This window comes from Hwangdonia seohaensis, from assembly GCF_031932625.1.
Classification (GTDB): domain Bacteria; phylum Bacteroidota; class Bacteroidia; order Flavobacteriales; family Flavobacteriaceae; genus Hwangdonia; species Hwangdonia seohaensis.
Genome location: NZ_JAVSCK010000001.1, coordinates 381,679 through 399,093, shown reverse-complemented (window position 1 = coordinate 399,093; position 17,415 = coordinate 381,679). Strand labels below are relative to the sequence as shown.

The following is a 17,415-nucleotide window of genomic DNA, read 5'->3' as shown; positions in this document are numbered from 1 at the left end:
AATTTTTTGTAGCTGTGAAAAGTTTGTGGGAACATGCAAGGAATATTATCACTTGATTAACCCCCATTATTCTCCATAAACTTACGCTCCAATTCCGCTTGAAATTCTTCCATCACAGGGCGAACGGTGCTTTCGGGTAAGTCGGAAATTTTAATGTACATTAAGCCATCAACAGCGTTGTTAAACAGCGGATCCACATTAAAAGCCACCAATCGGGCATTTTGTTTTATGTACTTTTTAAGCAGTACGGGGAGGCGCAATGCACCGGGTTCTACCTCGTCGATAATTTTATCGAATTTGTTTAAATCGGCTTCGGTTTCATCAAAAACAAACTCTTTATCGGCATCTTTCAGTTTTACCTTAAATTCTTTTTTTGGATGCACATATTGCGCGATATACGGGTCGTAATAATGCGATTTCATAAACTCGATCATTAGCGATTTTGAGAAATTTGAAAACTGATTACTAATACTAACGCCACCAATTAAAAACTTGTGTTCGGGGTAGCGCAATGTGGTGTGCACAATACCTTTCCAAAGTAAAAACAAGGGCATGGGTTTTTGTTGATATTCCTTTATAATGAAAGCACGCCCCATTTCAATGGATTGGCTCATCATTTTATACAACTCGGGCTCAAACCGAAATAAATCCTGCAAGTAAAAACCATCTATCCCGTAGCGTTCAAAAATCTGCGAACCCAATCCCATTCTATAAGCACCGGCAATTAAATTGCTTTCGTTATCCCATAAAAACATGTGGTGGTAATAGGTATCAAAACCATCCAAATCGATAGATTCGTTGGTGCCTTCGCCCACCTCGCGGAACGTAATTTCCCGTAGGCGACCAATTTCCCTTAATATGTTCGGGATACTTTTGGCTGGCGCTAAATACACCTCGTAATTCTTACTTATTAGCAATCTGCAATCTTCGTTTTTAAGGGCTTCAACCTCAGAAATCATGGTTTCCGAATCAACTGGCGTTACTATTTTTTTAGGAACTTTTGGGGCTTTTAGCGTTGATGAAATATTATCTAAAATCTTAGATTTATCTTCAAAAGCATTGGATAGCATATACGTTTTTCGTCTTAAAAATCCAGAAAACTCATCAAGGGTTGTGTGTTCTTTTTGGTCGTTAACCGAAATGGCTTTACCAATTCGAACTTTAATAACCCGACGTTTTTGGGTTAAAAGCTCCGACGGTAATTTTGCGGTTCTAAAGGTATCGCTAATTTTAGAAAGCTTGTAAAACAACTTGCTGTTCTTGGCATGAAAATAAATAGGAACAATGGGCACTTCGGCTTTTTGCGCCAGTTTCATGGCAGCTTCCTCCCAGGGTTTATCCACCACCAATTTGCCATCGCGATAGGTTGAAACCTCTCCGGCTGGGAAAATACCAAGCGGATGCCCATCCTTTAAATGGCGAATTGCGTTTTTAAAACCGGCTATACTGGATTTGGCGTCTTTCCGGTCTTCAAAAGGATTTACAGGCATAATATACGGTTTCATCGGCTCGATGCGATGCAACAGAAAATTGGCTATAATTTTGAAATCGCTGCGTTGTTCCAGCATTAATTTTAAAAGTAAAATCCCATCAATGCCTCCAAGCGGATGATTGGATACGGTAATATAAGCACCGTCTTTTGGCAAGCGTTTTAGGTCTTCTTCGGGTATTTCAAACTTAATTTGAAATTCATCCAAAATCCCATTCAGAAATTCCAAATGGCTTAAATGCTTATTTCTATTGTATATTTTGTTGAGTGTAGATATTTTAAGCAGTTTCATTAAAACCCAACCCAAAAACGTACCAATAAACCCATACTTGTCCAATTGTATGGCTTTGGCTACTTCTTTGGCGGTTACCAATCCTGTATTTTGTTGTTTGGTCATGAGTGTAAATGTACTAAATAAACTATTTAGTTACTACTTGAATGGTTTCTTGTGTTAATTGTTTTAATAACACGGTTTTACCGGTTTCAATTTGCTTAATAGCACCATCGGTATAATGCCGAATGGTGTAAAGCGATACGTTTTTGTTGCAGGTGACTTTAAATTTTGCTTTTAAATGATGTAACAATTCTTCGAGATTGTTATAAATATTATCCACGCAAACCGAAAAGCTGATGGCCGAATTTTGAATCACATCTACCTTCATTTTATATTGGTGCAAAAGTTTGAAAATATCACTGATATTATCTTCAACAATGTACGAAAAATCTAAAGACGATAGGGAAATAAGCACTTGGTTTTTTTTAACGATAAAACAAGGAATCATAGGCTCTAAAGTGGTGTCTTTGCCAACCATGGTACCATCTTGTTCCGGATTAAAAAAGGATTTTACGTAAAGCGGAATCTCCTTTCTTTGTAAAGGCTGTAATGTTTTTGGATGAATAACCGAAGCCCCGTAAAAAGCCAATTCAATAGCTTCGCGATACGATATTTTATTAAGTAATTGTGCGTTTTCAAAATACCGTGGATCGGCGTTTAAAACACCCGGAACATCTTTCCAAATGGTTACACTTTCAGCATTTAGGCAGTACGCGTAAATGGCTGCGGTATAATCGCTGCCTTCTCTACCAAGTGTGGTTGTAAAATTATTGGCATCGCTTCCTAAAAAACCCTGTGTAATATTTAAAACGTTTTTGTTGAATTGCGCGGTAATTAAGTGTTGGGTGTCGTCCCAATTAACATGGGCACGCCTGTAATAATTATCGGTTTTTATTTGATTCCGAACATCTATCCAATTGTTTTTTATACCAATAATGTTTAAATATTCGCTGATGATTGTAGTTGAAATAAGCTCGCCAAAACCAACGGTTTGGTCGTAAACAAAGTTGTAATCTGGTGATTTATTGGTTTTTAAAAAGCTGTTTAGCTCATCGAAAAACAAGCTTATTTTTTTAAAAACAGGATGGTTTTCATCTTCAAATAAATCTAATAAAATTTGATTGTGAAACTTTTTAATCTCTTGAATTGAGCTTTGTAACTGGGCTTTATTATTAAAATAATTTTTTAAAACCAACTCCATGACATTGGTGGTTTTGCCCATGGCCGAAACCACAATCAAGGTGTTTTTATAACCTGTTTTTTGCAACACCGCCGCTAAGTTTTTAACACCATTGGCATCTTTAACCGATGCGCCACCAAATTTGAATACTTGCATGTTTTGAGTCCCTTAATAACGGTTTATCCTAACTTCGAAATATAATCTTTTATAGCTTGTTCGTTTAAATGCACCACACACCAATTGCGCTTAACGTCGGCGCCCTTTTTCTTATAAAATGCAATGGCAGGTTCGTTCCAATCCAGCACTTCCCAATTAACGCGTTTTACACCCAATTTATAAGCGTATTTTATCACTTCATCTAAAAGTGCGGTGCCCAAACCAGAGCCTCTCATTTTCTCGTTAACAATTAAATCTTCCAAATGAATGGCTTTTCCTTTCCATGTCGAATAGCGATTATACACTAATGCGATGCCTTCAATACGGTTATTGACTTCGGCAACAAAACAGTGAAATTGCGGGTTTTCTCCATAGCCGTCTTTTTGTAATTCTTCAACAGTTACTTCAACAGCATCAGCTTCTTTTTCAAAAAGCGCCAATTCTTTTATTAAACGCAGCACTTGTGGCATATCGTGCGCTGTAGCGTTTCTTATTTTGTAAGTCATAGTGTTAAAATAAATTCAAATATAGTTTAAAGTTAAATATATAAACCCATTAATCTTTTACGAAAACGTTGTAGTTGGTTAAAAATTAATTGATATTTGCACAAACAAAAAATCGTTTTCATGACTAGAAAAAACCAAACTTTAGGAGAGTTTATTATTGAAAATCAAACATCGTTTAAGTATAGTTCGGGCGAGTTATCCCGACTTATTAATTCCATACGATTGGCGGCAAAGGTAGTAAATCACGAAGTTAATAAAGCTGGTTTAGTTGATATTATTGGTGCCGTTGGCGATACGAATATACAAGGTGAGGATCAGCAAAAATTAGATGTTTACGCGAACGAAAAATTTATACAAACCCTAACCAAAAGAAACATTGTTTGCGGTATTGCCAGTGAAGAAGAAGACGATTTTATTTCGATTAACAGTCAAGATGAAAACAACCAAAACAAATATGTGGTTTTAATCGACCCGTTAGATGGCTCTTCAAATATCGACGTTAATGTTTCGGTGGGTACTATTTTTTCAATTTACAGACGCGTAACTCCGGTGGGAACTCCGGTTACTTTAGCCGATTTTTTACAAAAAGGAAGCCAGCAAGTAGCTGCGGGGTATGTGGTTTATGGGACATCAACCATGCTAGTTTACACCACAGGAGATGGCGTAAACGGGTTTACCTTAAACCCTGCCATTGGTTCTTTTTATTTGTCGCATCCCAACATGCAATTTCCTGAAGACGGGAATATTTATTCGGTAAATGAAGGGAACTATATTCATTTTCCGCAGGGCATAAAAAACTATATCAAGTATTGCCAACAAGAAGAAGGCGACAGACCGTACACCTCGCGTTATATTGGTTCTTTGGTGTCCGATTTTCATAGAAATATGATTAAAGGCGGCATTTATTTATATCCGCAAAGCTCTAAAAACCCCAATGGGAAACTACGATTGCTTTATGAATGTAACCCTATGGCGTTTTTGGCTGAACAGGCCAACGGAAAATCGAGTGATGGTTTTATAAGAACATTGGATGTTGAGCCCACCGAATTGCACCAACGCGTGCCCTTTGTTTGCGGCAGTAAAAATATGGTTGAAAAATGTGAGGAATTTATGAGAAATTCACAATAAAAAAGAGGTTGTCTAAAAAGTCTAATTCTATGTCATATTGAGTACTTCGACTGCGCTCAGCACAGGCTTTGTCGAAATATTTTAACTTATTGACTATCAAGATCGGTTTCGACAAGCTCAACCTGACAAATTAAATTCAAAGGACTTTTTAGACAGCCGCTTTTATAGCATATATATAGATTTATTAATGCACACCAACTAAATCGCCATCGGCATTTTTAGTGGCTAAATCCGATTTGCCCATCAAATAAATATCAACTTGTCGTGCTGCTTCCCTGCCTTCAGAAATGGCCCAAACAATTAATGATTGTCCACGACGCATATCGCCAGCGGCAAATATATTCGGAATATTGGTTTGATATTTCTCGTATGATGCTTTATAGTTTGAACGAGCATCTTTTTCAATACCAAGTTTATCGGCCAAAGTGCTTTCGGGTCCTGTAAACCCTAAAGCTAAAAGGGCCAAATCGCAAGGCCATATCTTTTCGGTACCTTTAATTTCTATAAGTTTTGGGCGTTCCCCAGGAATCATTTCCCATTCGACATTTATGGTTTTTAAAGCCGTGAGTTTTCCGTTTTTATCCGTTATAAATTCTTTGGTGTTAATTAACCAGTTACGCTCAACACCTTCTTGATGAGAAGACGATGTTTTTAACTGCAAAGGCCAATATGGCCACGGAGTAGTTGGCGAACGATGCCCCGGAGGTTTTGGCATAATCTCAAAATTCACGACCGATTTTGCTCCGTGACGGTTCGACGTACCAACGCAATCCGAACCTGTATCGCCACCACCAATTACTATTACGTTTTTATCGGTTGCCAATACTTGATTTTCTACTTTTTTACCAAATAACACTTTGGTTTGCTGGGTTAAAAAATCCATGGCTTGCACCACGCCATCGGCATCAATACCGGGAGTTGGTAAACTGCGTCTTTCGGTTGCGCCACCACATAAAACCACAGCATCAAATGCTTTGAGTTTTTCCACATCATAGTTTACGCCAACATTGACGTTGGTTTTAAAAATGATGCCTTCGGCTTTTAAAATGGCCAATCGTCTATCGATAATTTCCTTTTCCATTTTAAAATTAGGAATTCCGTAGCGCAATAAGCCTCCAATTTCATCATCACGTTCAAAAACGGTTACGACGTGTCCTGCTCTATTTAGTTGTTGTGCCGCAGCTAAACCAGCTGGCCCCGAGCCAACAATGGCAATGGTTTTTCCGGTTCTAACTTTTGGCGGCTGAGGTTTAATCCAGCCTTCTTTAAAGGCACGCTCAACAATATTTTTTTCGATATTTTCTATAGAAATAGGGTCTTCAATTATACCCAAAACGCAAGCTTGCTCGCATGGTGCAGGACATAAGCGTCCTGTAAATTCAGGAAAGTTATTTGTGGAATGTAGTATCCACGAGGCTTTTTGCCATTCGCCTTGATGCACCATGTGGTTAAAATCTGGGATTAAATTCCCTAATGGGCAACCACTATGGCAAAATGGAATGCCACAATCCATACAGCGCGAACCTTGTTTTTTTTGTTCCTCTTCTGAAAGCGGAATTGTAAATTCCTTGTAATGTTTTACACGATCCTTTACAGGTGTGTATGTTTCGTCTTGTCTTTCAAATTCTTTAAAACCTGTTATTTTTCCCATCGTATTATGCTGTTTCTAATGCTTCAACTAGTACTTCTCCTTTTTCCAAACGCTCTAAAGCTTTCTTATATTCGATTGGCATTACCCGAACAAAATGTTTTAAGCTGGCATCCCAATCGTTTAATAATCTTTTACCAAGTTTACTGTCTGTATATAAAACGTGTTTTTCAATAAGTTCTTTTAAATCCTTGGCATGCTCTTCTAAAATATCCTCAAACTCAATGGTTTCGGTATTACACAATCCGTTAGTGAATTTGTTTTTAGGATCGTAAACATAGGCAATGCCGCCACTCATACCTGCGGCGAAATTCCGTCCCGTTTTACCTAAAACAACTACCTTTCCACCGGTCATATATTCACAGCAATGGTCGCCAACGCCTTCAACTACGGCGGTTGCGCCCGAGTTACGCACGGCAAAACGCTCGCCTGCAATCCCGTTAATATAGGCTTCACCTTCTACGGCACCGAACAAACAAACGTTCCCAACAATAATGTTGTTTTCCGCGATAAAGGTTGCTTTCGCTGGTTTCTTCACAATTAATTTAGCTCCAGATAGTCCCTTTCCTAAATAATCATTCGTGTTGCCATCCAATGTAAACGTCAATCCGTTGGCTCCAAAGGCACCAAAACTTTGACCCGCTGACCCTGTAAAATTGATGTTTAAAGTATCTTCCGGTAATCCTAAATGCCCGTATTTTTTAGATATTTCGTTACTTACAATAGCGCCAACCGTTCGGTTTATGTTATTGATTGGATAAGCTAAAGTCATTTTTTCTTTACGGTATAAGGCACGGTGCGAATCTTTCAAAATTTGAAAATCCATAACGTTATCAATACCATGGTCTTGTTTTTCAGTATTCCGAACTTCCATTTCTCTGTAAACTGCTGGCCTGTACAATATTGAAGATAAATCCAAGCCTTTAGCTTTATAGTGTTTTATGGCTTTATTGGCGTTTATTTTATGGGTTTGACCAATCATTTCGTCCATGGTTCTAAACCCTAATTGCGCCATAATGCCTCGTAATTCCTCAGCGATATAATAGAAGAAATTAATAACGTGCTCTGGTGTGCCTTTAAAGTTTTTACGTAGTTCTTTATCTTGGGTAGCGATACCAACCGGACAGGTGTTTAAGTGGCATTTACGCATCATGATACAACCCGAAGCCACCAATGGAGCTGTGGCAAAACCAAATTCTTCGGCACCCAATAATGTTGCAATGGCTACATCGCGTCCTGTTTTTAACTGGCCGTCGCATTCCACAACAATTCTACTTCTTAGTTTGTTTAAAACCAAAGTTTGTTGTACTTCGGCTAAACCTAATTCCCATGGAAGTCCGGCGTGTTTTAAAGAGGTTAAAGGCGATGCGCCCGTGCCACCATCATAACCAGCGATTAAAACCACATCGGCTTTGGCCTTTGCAACACCCGCTGCAATAGTGCCAACACCAACTTCTGAAACGAGTTTTACGTTGATTCTGGCTTCGCGATTGGCGTTTTTTAAATCGTAAATGAGTTGCGCCAAATCTTCAATGGAATAAATATCGTGATGCGGTGGCGGCGAAATCAAGCCCACAAAAGGGGTTGAGTTACGTGCCGCGGCAATCCATGGCAATACTTTTTCGCCCGGTAATTGTCCGCCTTCGCCCGGTTTTGCACCCTGCGCCATTTTAATTTGAATCTCTTTGGCGTTGGTTAAATAATGCGAAGTCACTCCAAATCGGCCAGACGCTACTTGCTTGATTGCCGAGTTTCGGCTGTCTCCATTTACATCGGGTTGAAAACGGTTTCTGTCTTCGCCACCTTCACCGGAATTGGATTTTCCACCAATACGGTTCATCGCAATAGCTAAATTTTCGTGCGCTTCACGCGAAATAGAGCCATACGACATCGCCCCTGTTTTGAAGCGTTTTACGATTTCCGTCCAAGGCTCGACTTCATCTAAAGGAATCGGGTCTAAGTTGTCAAATTCAAATAACCCACGAATGGTCATTAAATTTTCAGACTGTTCGTTAACGGCTTTGGCATACACATCGTAGCTGGCTTGGTCGCTCAGCCTAACGGCTTGTTGCAATTTTGCAACGGTTGTTGGGTTAAACATGTGGCGTTCGCCATTGCGTCGCCATCTGTAATCGCCACCAATGTTTAAGCCTAATCGTTTGTCTATTAATTTATCTGGATAAGCGTATTTGTAACGCTCGTTAATTTCTTTTTCAATTTCGTATAATCCAATACCTTCAATTCTTGACGCGGTATATGGGAAGTATTTTTCAACGAAATGGGAGTTAAACCCAACAATTTCGAATATTTGAGAACCTCGGTACGAATGTAAGGTAGAGATTCCTATTTTGTTCATTATTTTTAGGATGCCTTTTCCGATGGCTTTATTAAAGTTATCGACCGCTTTTTGCTCGTCCATTCCCGTTATGAAGCCTTCTTTTACTTGCATTCTAATGATTTCGTTTACCATATAAGGGTTTACGGCACTGGCGCCATAACCGAACAAGGTTGCGAAATGATGCGGCTCGCGAGGTTCGGCAGATTCGATAATAATATCGAAATACGAACGCTTGCGCAAGCGATTCATTTGATGGTTAACATACGAACACGCCAATAAAGCCGGAATAGGTGCCAACTCTTTATTAACGCCTCTGTCTGACAAAATGATGATGTTTGTTTTTCTGTCGAGTGCTTTTTCAATTTGAACGATAATATCGTCTAAAGCATCTTCAAGTCCGTTTAGTCCCTGTGCTTTTGGATAGAGCATTTCAATGGTTTCAGCTTTAAAACTTTCAACGGAGATGCATCTTATCTTTTCTAAATCGGCATTGGAAATTACAGGGTTCTGAATTTTTAATTTTCTACATTGTCTTTCCGAAATACTGAAAATATTACGGTCTTTGCCCAAATTTAAACTGATATCGGTTACGATTTCTTCGCGAATACCATCCAAGGGCGGATTGGTAACTTGGGCGAATAATTGTTTGAAGTAATTTGAAATAAGTTGTGGTCTGTCCGATAAAACAGCCAAAGGCGTATCGATGCCCATGGAGCCTAAAGCCTCTTTGGCGTTTACTGCCATTGGGGTGATAACTTCCTGAATATCCTCGAACGTATAATTGAATAAACGCTGGCGGGTTTTTAAATCGATGGTTTCAATCGGGCAGGTTTCGTTGTTATAGGGAATATCCTTTAAATGCAAACGGGTTTTGTCCAACCATTCTTGATAGGGTCTTTCCGAAACAATTTTACTTTTAATTTCTTCGTCATTAATAATACGTCCTTCGTTCATATCAACCAGAAACATTTTTCCTGGTTCTAAACGACCGTGGCTTTCAACATCTTCGGGAGCAATATCGACCACCCCAATTTCAGACGACATAATCAGTTTGCCACTTTTGGTAACCGTGTATCGCGAAGGTCTCAATCCGTTTCTGTCCAATAAGGCGCCAATATAATTGCCGTCTGTAAAAGGTACCGATGCGGGCCCATCCCAAGGCTCCATAATACAAGCATTGTATTCGTAAAAAGCTTTGCGTTCTGGCGACATGGTTTTGTGTTTTTCCCAAGCTTCCGGAATCATCATCATCATGACTTCTGGCAACGAGCGTCCGGTGTGGGTTAACAATTCAACTACCATATCCATGGAAGCGGAATCTGATTTTCCGGGTAAAATAATGGGGAACAGTTTATCAATTTGAGGACCGAAAACCTCACTTTTCATAATTTCTTCGCGAACACGCATTCTGCTAACATTGCCACGAAGAGTGTTTATTTCTCCGTTTTGGCACATAAACCTAAACGGTTGTGCGAGTTCCCAGGTAGGCATTGTGTTGGTAGAAAAACGCTGGTGCACCAATGCCAATCGGGTAACCAAATCGGTTTCTTGTAAGTCTTTATAATATGGACCAATGTCTTCGGGCATAATAATACCCTTGTAAATCAATGTGGTTGTTGATAAACTTGACACATAAAAATACGAGCTTTCAGACATTTTGGAATTGGCTATAATATGCTCGGTTATTTTGCGGGCCGCATATAATTTTGCCTTGAATACATCTTCAGAAACATCGTTGGTTTTTTCGATAAATATCTGCTCTATATTAGGTTCGGACGCTAAAGCAATCTCGCCCAATTGTGAAGAATCAACAGGCACTTGTCTCCAGCCCAAAACCGATAGGCCTTGGCCCATAATTTCTTTTTCGAAAGTGTCTTTACAAAATTTATATTGATTTACGTTTTTTGGCAAAAACACCATGCCCACGGCATATTTTCCTTGTACCGGAATTTTAAAATCGCAAACCCTTTTAAAATAGGCATGCGGAATATCGATTAAAAGTCCTGCGCCATCGCCTGTTTTTCCATCGGCACTTACGCCACCTCTGTGTTCTAGTTTTACCAGAATTTCTAAGGCATCGTGTATAATTTGATTGGTTTTTTCTCCCTTTAGATTACATATAAAACCTGCACCACAATTTTCGTGTTCAAATTCAGGCAAATAAAGTCCTTGTTTCTTCAGCATAATCAACAAATTTTAAGTTAAAAATAGGTGTTGAAAAGCTAAGATATGCACTAGAGTTTGAATAATAACAAGGGTTGAATCATTATTCCGATTTTGAAAATTTAGTCAACGCAAAACTAATTATATATCAATTAAACAAAAATATTTTAATAAATACTCAATTCATAAAAACTAGTTTTAAATGCAAAAGCATGAATTAATGTTAATGAATCGTCATTTGTTTAAAATTAAAATCAATTAAAAAAGAGAAAGGCTAATAATAATTCAAAATTGAAATTAAAAATACTCAAAAAAATCAAATTCAAATCTTCATACCCATAAAAAAATAGGGTTGAAATGTAAATATTAATAAAAATGAATTAGTTAACCCTATTTTTTATGGGGGTAAAATATTTTTTAAATAGTTTTGACCTGTTCTAAAAAAAAATAATAGAACGAATAACTAAAATTGAAACTTATGAAAAAAATTACGACCCTTTTAATGTTTTTTGTGGCAACCGCGATGTTTGCTCAAGAAGAAGCACCGGCTCCAAAGTTTAACTTTAGCGGTAGTGTTGATGCCTATTATAGAGCCAACTTTACGGCACCAAACGATGAAAACCATGTTGCGCCGGGGTCTTCATTTGCTAATTTGCCTGGTTTTGCCTTAGGTATGGTAAACCTTGTTGCTAGTTATGAAGGTAAAAAAACAGGTTTTGTTGCCGATTTAATGTTTGGTCCAAGAGGGACGGACGCCATATTTAACTCTCCAATGTACCCTGTGGGAAATGAGGAAATTGGCACGGGTAACATCGTGGCGCAATTATATGCTTATTGGAATGTGAGTGAATCCGTAAAACTCACCATAGGTAATTTCAATACTTTTTTAGGCTATGAGGTTATTTCGCCAGTTGTTAACTTTAACTATAGCACGTCTTACCTGTTCTCCAATGGGCCGTTTACCCATACAGGGCTGAAAGCCGACTTTACTTTATCTGAAGATTTTAGCTTAATGTTGGGCGTTATGAATGATACTGATATAACTGAATTCAATCCAACCGGCGATTACGCATTTGGCGCACAATTAGGATATTCAGGGCAGTTCCTTAATGTATTGGTAGATCCCTCTTTCTTTGAAATTGATTTCACTGGCGGATTTGATTTATCTGATACTTTCTTCTTAGGAATTAATGCTGCACATTTAAGTTACGAAGATAATGGCGGTTCATTTACAGGTGGAGCAATATATCCGCAATATTCAATAAGTGAAAGCTTTACCGCTGGTTTAAGAGCTGAGTATTTTTCTGAATCTGATTTTGGCGCAGGAGGTATCGGAGCGTATGATGCCAATGGAGACGGTTCGGTATTTGCACTTACGTTAACAGGCAGCTATGCCATTGAAAACTTAACCATAAAACCAGAAATAAGATTGGATTCTACTAGTGAAGAAGGGGCCTTTTGGGATAATGACCTAATGCCATCAAAAAGCTTGGGTTCTTTAGTATTGGCAGCCATCTATTCATTCTAAAATAATAAATAATATGAGATTTCCTCTTACGAGGAAATGAAAAAAAACAAATATATAATCATGAAAAAAGTTGAAGCAATTATTAGAAAATCCAAGTACAGCGAAGTTCGAGATGCGTTGCACGAGGTAGGCGTAAATTTTTTCTCTTACTGGGATGTAACCGGATTGGGAAACGAAAAAGAAGGTCATGTTTACAGAGGGGTGTCCTATAGCACGAGCGATATTCAGCGCAGGTACTTATCCATTGTAGTTAACGACGATTTTGAGGAAATAACCGTACAGACCATTTTAAGAGTAGCACGAACAGGTGATGTTGGAGATGGGAAAATATTTGTTTCCGATGTCCAGGAGTGTTACAGAATACGAACAGGAAAAAAAGGCGGAGATACCTTAAGATAATCAGCATCATTTAAACATTAAAATATTATGGAATTACTTACTACAAACAATGTATGGATGATGATCTGTACGGCACTCGTTTTCTTTATGCACATGGGTTTTGCGCTTTTGGAAATAGGATTAACGAGACAAAAAAACACATTAAACATTCTTTTTAAAAACATTTTTATTATTACCGTTGGCTTGCTTTTATACGCTCTGGTTGGGTTTAACTTAACGTATCCAGGGTTTGGGCCCGATGATTGGGGCGTATTTGGATTTGCCGGATTTGGGTTGGATTCGCCACTAACCAATGCCGGAACCTTGGACCTCACATATAACGAAGGCTACACCTATTGGACCGACTTTTTATTTCAAGGCATGTTTGCGGCAACGGCAGCGACCATAGTTTCGGGAGCCGTGGCAGAACGCATGAAGATTGGGGCGTTTATGATATTCGCTGTAATTTATGTAGGGTTTGTTTATCCTATTGCGGGTTCATGGAAATGGGGCGGCGGCTTTTTGGATCAATTGGGCTTTTACGATTTCGCAGGGTCTACTTTAGTGCACTCCGTTGGTGGCTGGGGCGCATTGGTGGCTGTATGTTTATTGGGCGCTAGAATAGGTAAATTCAAAAACGGAAAAATACAGGCCATTCCAGGGCATAATATTCCTTTGGCTACGGCTGGTGTATTAATCCTTTGGTTAGGTTGGTTTGGTTTTAATGGCGGTTCTGTACTTTCTGCAGATCCGGGATTAACATCCTTGGTTTTGGTTACCACATGTTTAGCCGCAGCAAGTGGTGGGGTTGTAGCTGCCATTGCCTCAACAGTAGTTTACAAAAACTTAGATTTAACCATGTTCTTAAATGGTATTCTTGGAGGCCTTGTGGGTATTACCGCTGGGGCAGACGTGATGTCGCCAACAGCGGCCATAATAATAGGAGCCGTATCGGGTGTGCTTATTGTTTTTGCGGTTGGTTGTATTGACAGGTTAAAGTTAGATGACCCTGTTGGAGCCATTGCCGTACATTTAATTTGCGGTATTTGGGGAACGCTGGCCGTTGGTATGTTCGGGTTTAGTGCCGTTACCAATGATGCAGGTGATTTTTTAAACGCCAATGGCGAAGTGGTTGCAACGATCTCTGAAGCTGCAAATGCATTATCATTTTTACCTCAATTATATGGTGTACTGGCTTATGCGGCCATTTGTACCATCTCTACGTTTTTGATTGTTTTTGTGTTGAAGAAAACAATGGGTATCAGGGTTTCTGAGCTTGAGGAAGTTGAAGGTTTGGATTCTCACGAACACGGTATGGATGCTTATCCGGATTTTAGATTGAATGAGCATTAAACATAAGATGAGTTTAATTTGAATAAAAAGGGTGCTTTACTTTGTTTAAAGCACCCTTTTTTTATAGGATTAAATGCAATGTGTTTTTTAACGAAAGTGTAATTTCATCCCTTCGTGCGACGCTTTAAAACCCAAGTCTTCATAAAACTTAATGGCATCGGGTCTTTTTTTATCGGTCGTTAATTGCAGTAAATGCGCGTTTCGTTCTTTAGCTTTGTTAATGGCCCATTTAAACATGGTTTTTCCTAGGCCAATGCCTCTTTTGTCCTTTCTAATTCTTACCGCTTCAATTTGTGCCCTTATGCCACCGCGGTAAGTTAGGTACGGAATAAACGTTAATTGCAAAGTGCCAATAACGTCTCGATGTTCATCTTCAACAACAATGAGCTCTTGATTTTCATCAGCATTTATTTTTTCAAAAGCATCTAAATATGCTTTCGGAAGTGGTATTTTAAATTGTTCTCTCGTTTTGCCAAGGTCGTCATCAGCAATCATTTCCACAATTTTCGGAACATCTTCTATGGTTGCTTTTCTAAATACCATTTAACTGTTGCTGTTCAGTTGTTTTAAGATAAAAACGGAAAACCAATTTAAGCCGAATTCCTACTCGCATTAATATTCCCGAACAACGATCGGGTTACTATTTTTTCATAGATTTTCTTTTCTTCATCATCATCGCTAACCCCGGCTTTTTCCAGTTCTTGAATTTTTTTAAGTGCATACTGTTGTATGGTCAGTAATGGCAAAACAATAGATTCCCTAACCTCGATTGAGGCTTTTCCTGTGGGTTCGTTTTCCATTAATTCGGCATAACCAGTAAGCTTTAAAAGCAATCGTTTGGTAATTGTGTATTCATCGTGAATGATATTCCAGAAATCGCCAAATTCTTCGTCATTAGACATGTATTTTGTTAAATCGAAAAACGATTTTGTTAAAGACATCATACTGTTTTCCAATAAGGTTTTAAAGAATTTTGAGTTTTTGTAAAGTGCTTCAACTTTATTAAACTCACCGGCATCTTCATATTTTTTAAGCGCGGTTCCCACGCCAAAAAATCCCGGGACATTTTGTTTTAATTGGCTCCATGAACCCACAAACGGAATGGCTCTTAAATCTGAAAATACCAATTTATCTGAAGTGCCTCGTTTTGATGGGCGGCTACCAATATTGGTTTTTGCATAGTATTTTAAGGTGCTCATACGCTCTAAATACGGAATAAACATCGGGTGGCTTTTAAAATCCTTGTACGTTTTATAACTGGTTTCGGCCAAATCCGTCATAACTGTTCTGTCGTCATCAGATAGTTTGTTGCGTCCTCCAGAAATTCTGTTGTCTATACCAGAACTGATAAGCTGCTCTAAGTTATATTGCGATGAATCCAACGTGCCAAAATTAGAGCTAATGGTTTGCCCTTGAATGGTAAGCTGTACTTCTTTGTCCTCAATAGTTGGACCTAAAGACGAGTAAAATTGATGCGTTTTACCTCCGCCTCGTGCCGGTGGTCCACCACGACCATCAAAAAATATGGCCGTAACATCGTATTTTCTAGACATTTCGGTAAGCAATTCCTTGGCTTTAAAAATACCCCAATTTGCCATTAAATAGCCACCATCTTTTGTTCCATCAGAAAAACCAAGCATAATGGTTTGTTTGTTGCCTCGGCTTTTTAAATGGGCTCTGTAAGCCCGATTTGTATACAACTGCTCCATAACTGCCGGTGCATTTTCCAGATCTGTAATGGTTTCAAAAAGCGGTACAACATCAACGGTTAAACGCGTTTTAAAAGCAACTATTTTAAGCATGGCGAAAAGCTGCATTACATTTAAAGCCGTTTGGTTGTTGCTAATTATATAACGGTTGGCTCCGCGCTCGCCGTTCGTTGCTTGAATATCTTCAATGGCTTCAATGGTTCTTAAGGTATTGCGCACCATTTCGTCTTCAAAAGCATCAATATCTATGGCTTCGTGCTTCGCTTTTGATAATATTTTTATTTGCTCGTCTTCACTTAACTCGTTATAATTTTTCGGGAACGAATCACTTCCTTTTTCAATTAAATGATTGATAACTGTAGTAAAAACATTGTTGTGTATTCGGCTGTCTTGCCTGATATCCAAAGTGGCAAAATGGTATCCAAACAAATGGATTCTGTTTATTAAATTATGTATTTCGCTAATGTATAACGACTGGTGTTCTTTTACAATATAATTTCTTATGCTTAATAATTCCTTGATAAGCTCTTTTGAAGAAATGGTTTTTTTAGTGTTTAAATTGATGCTATAATTATATAAAATAGTCTCTAATTTAATAATCCGCTCTTCTACGTCTTTAAAGGTAAGTTTGCGCCTTAAAGCTTTAAGGTCTTGATAGTATTTTTTAAGGATGGCTTTTTTTAATTTTTTAGCCACTTTCAAGGTTGTTTTCGGTTTTACATACGGGTTTCCGTCGCGGTCTCCACCGGGCCAAAATCCAATATTTATAATTTCGTTGTGCTTTTTGCCATCGTCGTAAATGTTTTGTTGAATGTAATTGTAAATTTCTCCAAACGAGGTGTAAAACACGTTCTCTAAATACCAAATTAGGCTTTTTGCTTCGTTATACGGTGTGGGTTTAACGCGTTTAAAAAAGGGTGTTTTTCCTAATTGGGCGAATAAATTATTGATTTCAGTCAGGTTGTTGTCTTTTATGGCCTCGGTTAAATCAGTAATAATGCCCAAAACCGAACCTGGGTAAAATTGCGTTGGATGCGCCGTTAAAACAATACGCACTTTAAATTCTTCGAGATAGGCTTTTAAGTCTTCTAATCTGTTTTCTGCCGTAGCCGATTCTTTTAGGTTTCTTAAAGTGCCAATACCTTCCATATTATTCACAATCGGGAATGCGGCATCTTCAATAGCATCAAATAATACAACCTGCCTTTCAATGTATTGAATGAAACGGAACAGTAAATTTATTTGGCTTTGCTTATTGCGGCGTGCTTGGTATTTTTTAAAAAACGAATTTACAATGGTTGTGGGATCCTCTTCGTGCGCAAACCCTTTTTTACAGGTTTCATGAAATAAGGGTAGTAATGCTCCTGTTTTTGTAACGGTATCAAAAGGCAGCGTCATAAATACACTGTTGTAAATTTGGTATTTAGACAGTACGTTTTGCTTAAATCTAACTAATTTTGGTTCTACAGACATAATAGCAATCTAATTGAGATTAACCGTAAAAA

General features: G+C 38.4%; 11 protein-coding genes. 4 read left to right on the top strand and 7 right to left on the bottom strand.

The window, feature by feature from the left end; translation table 11 throughout:
* Positions 1-56: 56 nt before the first annotated feature.
* From RNZ47_RS01710 to RNZ47_RS01700, 3 genes are read right to left on the bottom strand one after another with little or no spacing between them, the layout of a single operon-like run.
* Positions 57-1,886, bottom strand: coding sequence for a lysophospholipid acyltransferase family protein (locus RNZ47_RS01710; RefSeq protein ID WP_311935486.1), 1,830 nt, complete (start codon positions 1,884-1,886; stop codon positions 57-59).
* A 22-nt stretch (positions 1,887-1,908) separates the two neighbouring features.
* Positions 1,909-3,159, bottom strand: coding sequence for an aspartate kinase (locus RNZ47_RS01705; RefSeq protein ID WP_311935484.1), 1,251 nt, complete (start codon positions 3,157-3,159; stop codon positions 1,909-1,911).
* 23 nt (positions 3,160-3,182) lie between these two features.
* Positions 3,183-3,665 carry a GNAT family N-acetyltransferase gene (locus RNZ47_RS01700; protein WP_311935482.1) on the bottom strand — a complete coding sequence of 161 codons (483 nt, stop codon included), beginning with the start codon at positions 3,663-3,665 and terminating at the stop codon, positions 3,183-3,185.
* Positions 3,666-3,785: 120 nt separating this feature from the next.
* Between RNZ47_RS01700 and fbp the strand changes: the two genes are divergently transcribed.
* Positions 3,786-4,793 carry a class 1 fructose-bisphosphatase gene (gene fbp, locus RNZ47_RS01695; protein WP_311935481.1) on the top strand — a complete coding sequence of 336 codons (1,008 nt, stop codon included), beginning with the start codon at positions 3,786-3,788 and terminating at the stop codon, positions 4,791-4,793.
* A 184-nt stretch (positions 4,794-4,977) separates the two neighbouring features.
* On the opposite strand, the gene RNZ47_RS01690 is transcribed toward fbp, so the two are convergent.
* On the bottom strand, positions 4,978-6,444 hold the full coding sequence (locus RNZ47_RS01690) for a glutamate synthase subunit beta (protein ID WP_311935480.1): 1,467 nt from the start codon (positions 6,442-6,444) through the stop codon (positions 4,978-4,980).
* Positions 6,445-6,448: 4 nt separating this feature from the next.
* A complete protein-coding gene (gene gltB, locus RNZ47_RS01685; protein WP_311935478.1) occupies positions 6,449-10,963 on the bottom strand; it encodes a glutamate synthase large subunit in 4,515 nt (1,504 codons plus the stop codon).
* A 457-nt stretch (positions 10,964-11,420) separates the two neighbouring features.
* On the opposite strand from gltB, the gene RNZ47_RS01680 reads away from it, so the two are divergent.
* Genes RNZ47_RS01680 through RNZ47_RS01670 form a run of 3 tightly spaced genes read left to right on the top strand, consistent with a single transcriptional unit; the run spans position 11,421 to position 14,201 of the window.
* Complete coding sequence (locus RNZ47_RS01680) at positions 11,421-12,470, top strand: outer membrane beta-barrel protein (protein WP_311935476.1); 1,050 nt, start codon at positions 11,421-11,423, stop codon at positions 12,468-12,470.
* Between the two features lie 60 nt (positions 12,471-12,530).
* A complete protein-coding gene (locus tag RNZ47_RS01675) occupies positions 12,531-12,869 on the top strand; it encodes a P-II family nitrogen regulator (protein ID WP_311935474.1) in 339 nt (112 codons plus the stop codon).
* A 27-nt stretch (positions 12,870-12,896) separates the two neighbouring features.
* Positions 12,897-14,201 (top strand): ammonium transporter, encoded by a 1,305-nt coding sequence (locus RNZ47_RS01670; protein ID WP_311935472.1) that lies wholly within the window; start codon positions 12,897-12,899, stop codon positions 14,199-14,201.
* A gap of 87 nt (positions 14,202-14,288) precedes the next feature.
* Here the strand turns inward: RNZ47_RS01670 and RNZ47_RS01665 are convergent, their stop codons facing one another.
* Both RNZ47_RS01665 and RNZ47_RS01660 read right to left on the bottom strand, forming a co-directional pair.
* Complete coding sequence (locus RNZ47_RS01665; protein ID WP_311935470.1) at positions 14,289-14,744, bottom strand: GNAT family N-acetyltransferase; 456 nt, start codon at positions 14,742-14,744, stop codon at positions 14,289-14,291.
* A gap of 47 nt (positions 14,745-14,791) precedes the next feature.
* On the bottom strand, positions 14,792-17,383 hold the full coding sequence (locus tag RNZ47_RS01660; RefSeq protein WP_311935468.1) for a phosphoenolpyruvate carboxylase: 2,592 nt from the start codon (positions 17,381-17,383) through the stop codon (positions 14,792-14,794).
* Positions 17,384-17,415: the final 32 nt, after the last annotated feature.

Excerpts from the sequence above, each read along its gene's own strand:
- RNZ47_RS01710 (WP_311935486.1), bottom strand. The coding sequence starts at position 1,886 with ATGACCAAACAACAAAATACAGGATTGGTAACCGCCAAAGAAGTAGCC.
- RNZ47_RS01660 (WP_311935468.1), bottom strand. The coding sequence starts at position 17,383 with ATGTCTGTAGAACCAAAATTAGTTAGATTTAAGCAAAACGTACTGTCT.
- RNZ47_RS01705 (WP_311935484.1), bottom strand. The coding sequence starts at position 3,159 with ATGCAAGTATTCAAATTTGGTGGCGCATCGGTTAAAGATGCCAATGGT.
- RNZ47_RS01690 (WP_311935480.1), bottom strand. The coding sequence starts at position 6,444 with ATGGGAAAAATAACAGGTTTTAAAGAATTTGAAAGACAAGACGAAACA.
- RNZ47_RS01680 (WP_311935476.1), top strand. The coding sequence starts at position 11,421 with ATGAAAAAAATTACGACCCTTTTAATGTTTTTTGTGGCAACCGCGATG.
- RNZ47_RS01675 (WP_311935474.1), top strand. The coding sequence starts at position 12,531 with ATGAAAAAAGTTGAAGCAATTATTAGAAAATCCAAGTACAGCGAAGTT.
- RNZ47_RS01700 (WP_311935482.1), bottom strand. The coding sequence starts at position 3,665 with ATGACTTACAAAATAAGAAACGCTACAGCGCACGATATGCCACAAGTG.
- RNZ47_RS01665 (WP_311935470.1), bottom strand. The coding sequence starts at position 14,744 with ATGGTATTTAGAAAAGCAACCATAGAAGATGTTCCGAAAATTGTGGAA.
- gltB (WP_311935478.1), bottom strand. The coding sequence starts at position 10,963 with ATGCTGAAGAAACAAGGACTTTATTTGCCTGAATTTGAACACGAAAAT.
- fbp (WP_311935481.1), top strand. The coding sequence starts at position 3,786 with ATGACTAGAAAAAACCAAACTTTAGGAGAGTTTATTATTGAAAATCAA.
- RNZ47_RS01670 (WP_311935472.1), top strand. The coding sequence starts at position 12,897 with ATGGAATTACTTACTACAAACAATGTATGGATGATGATCTGTACGGCA.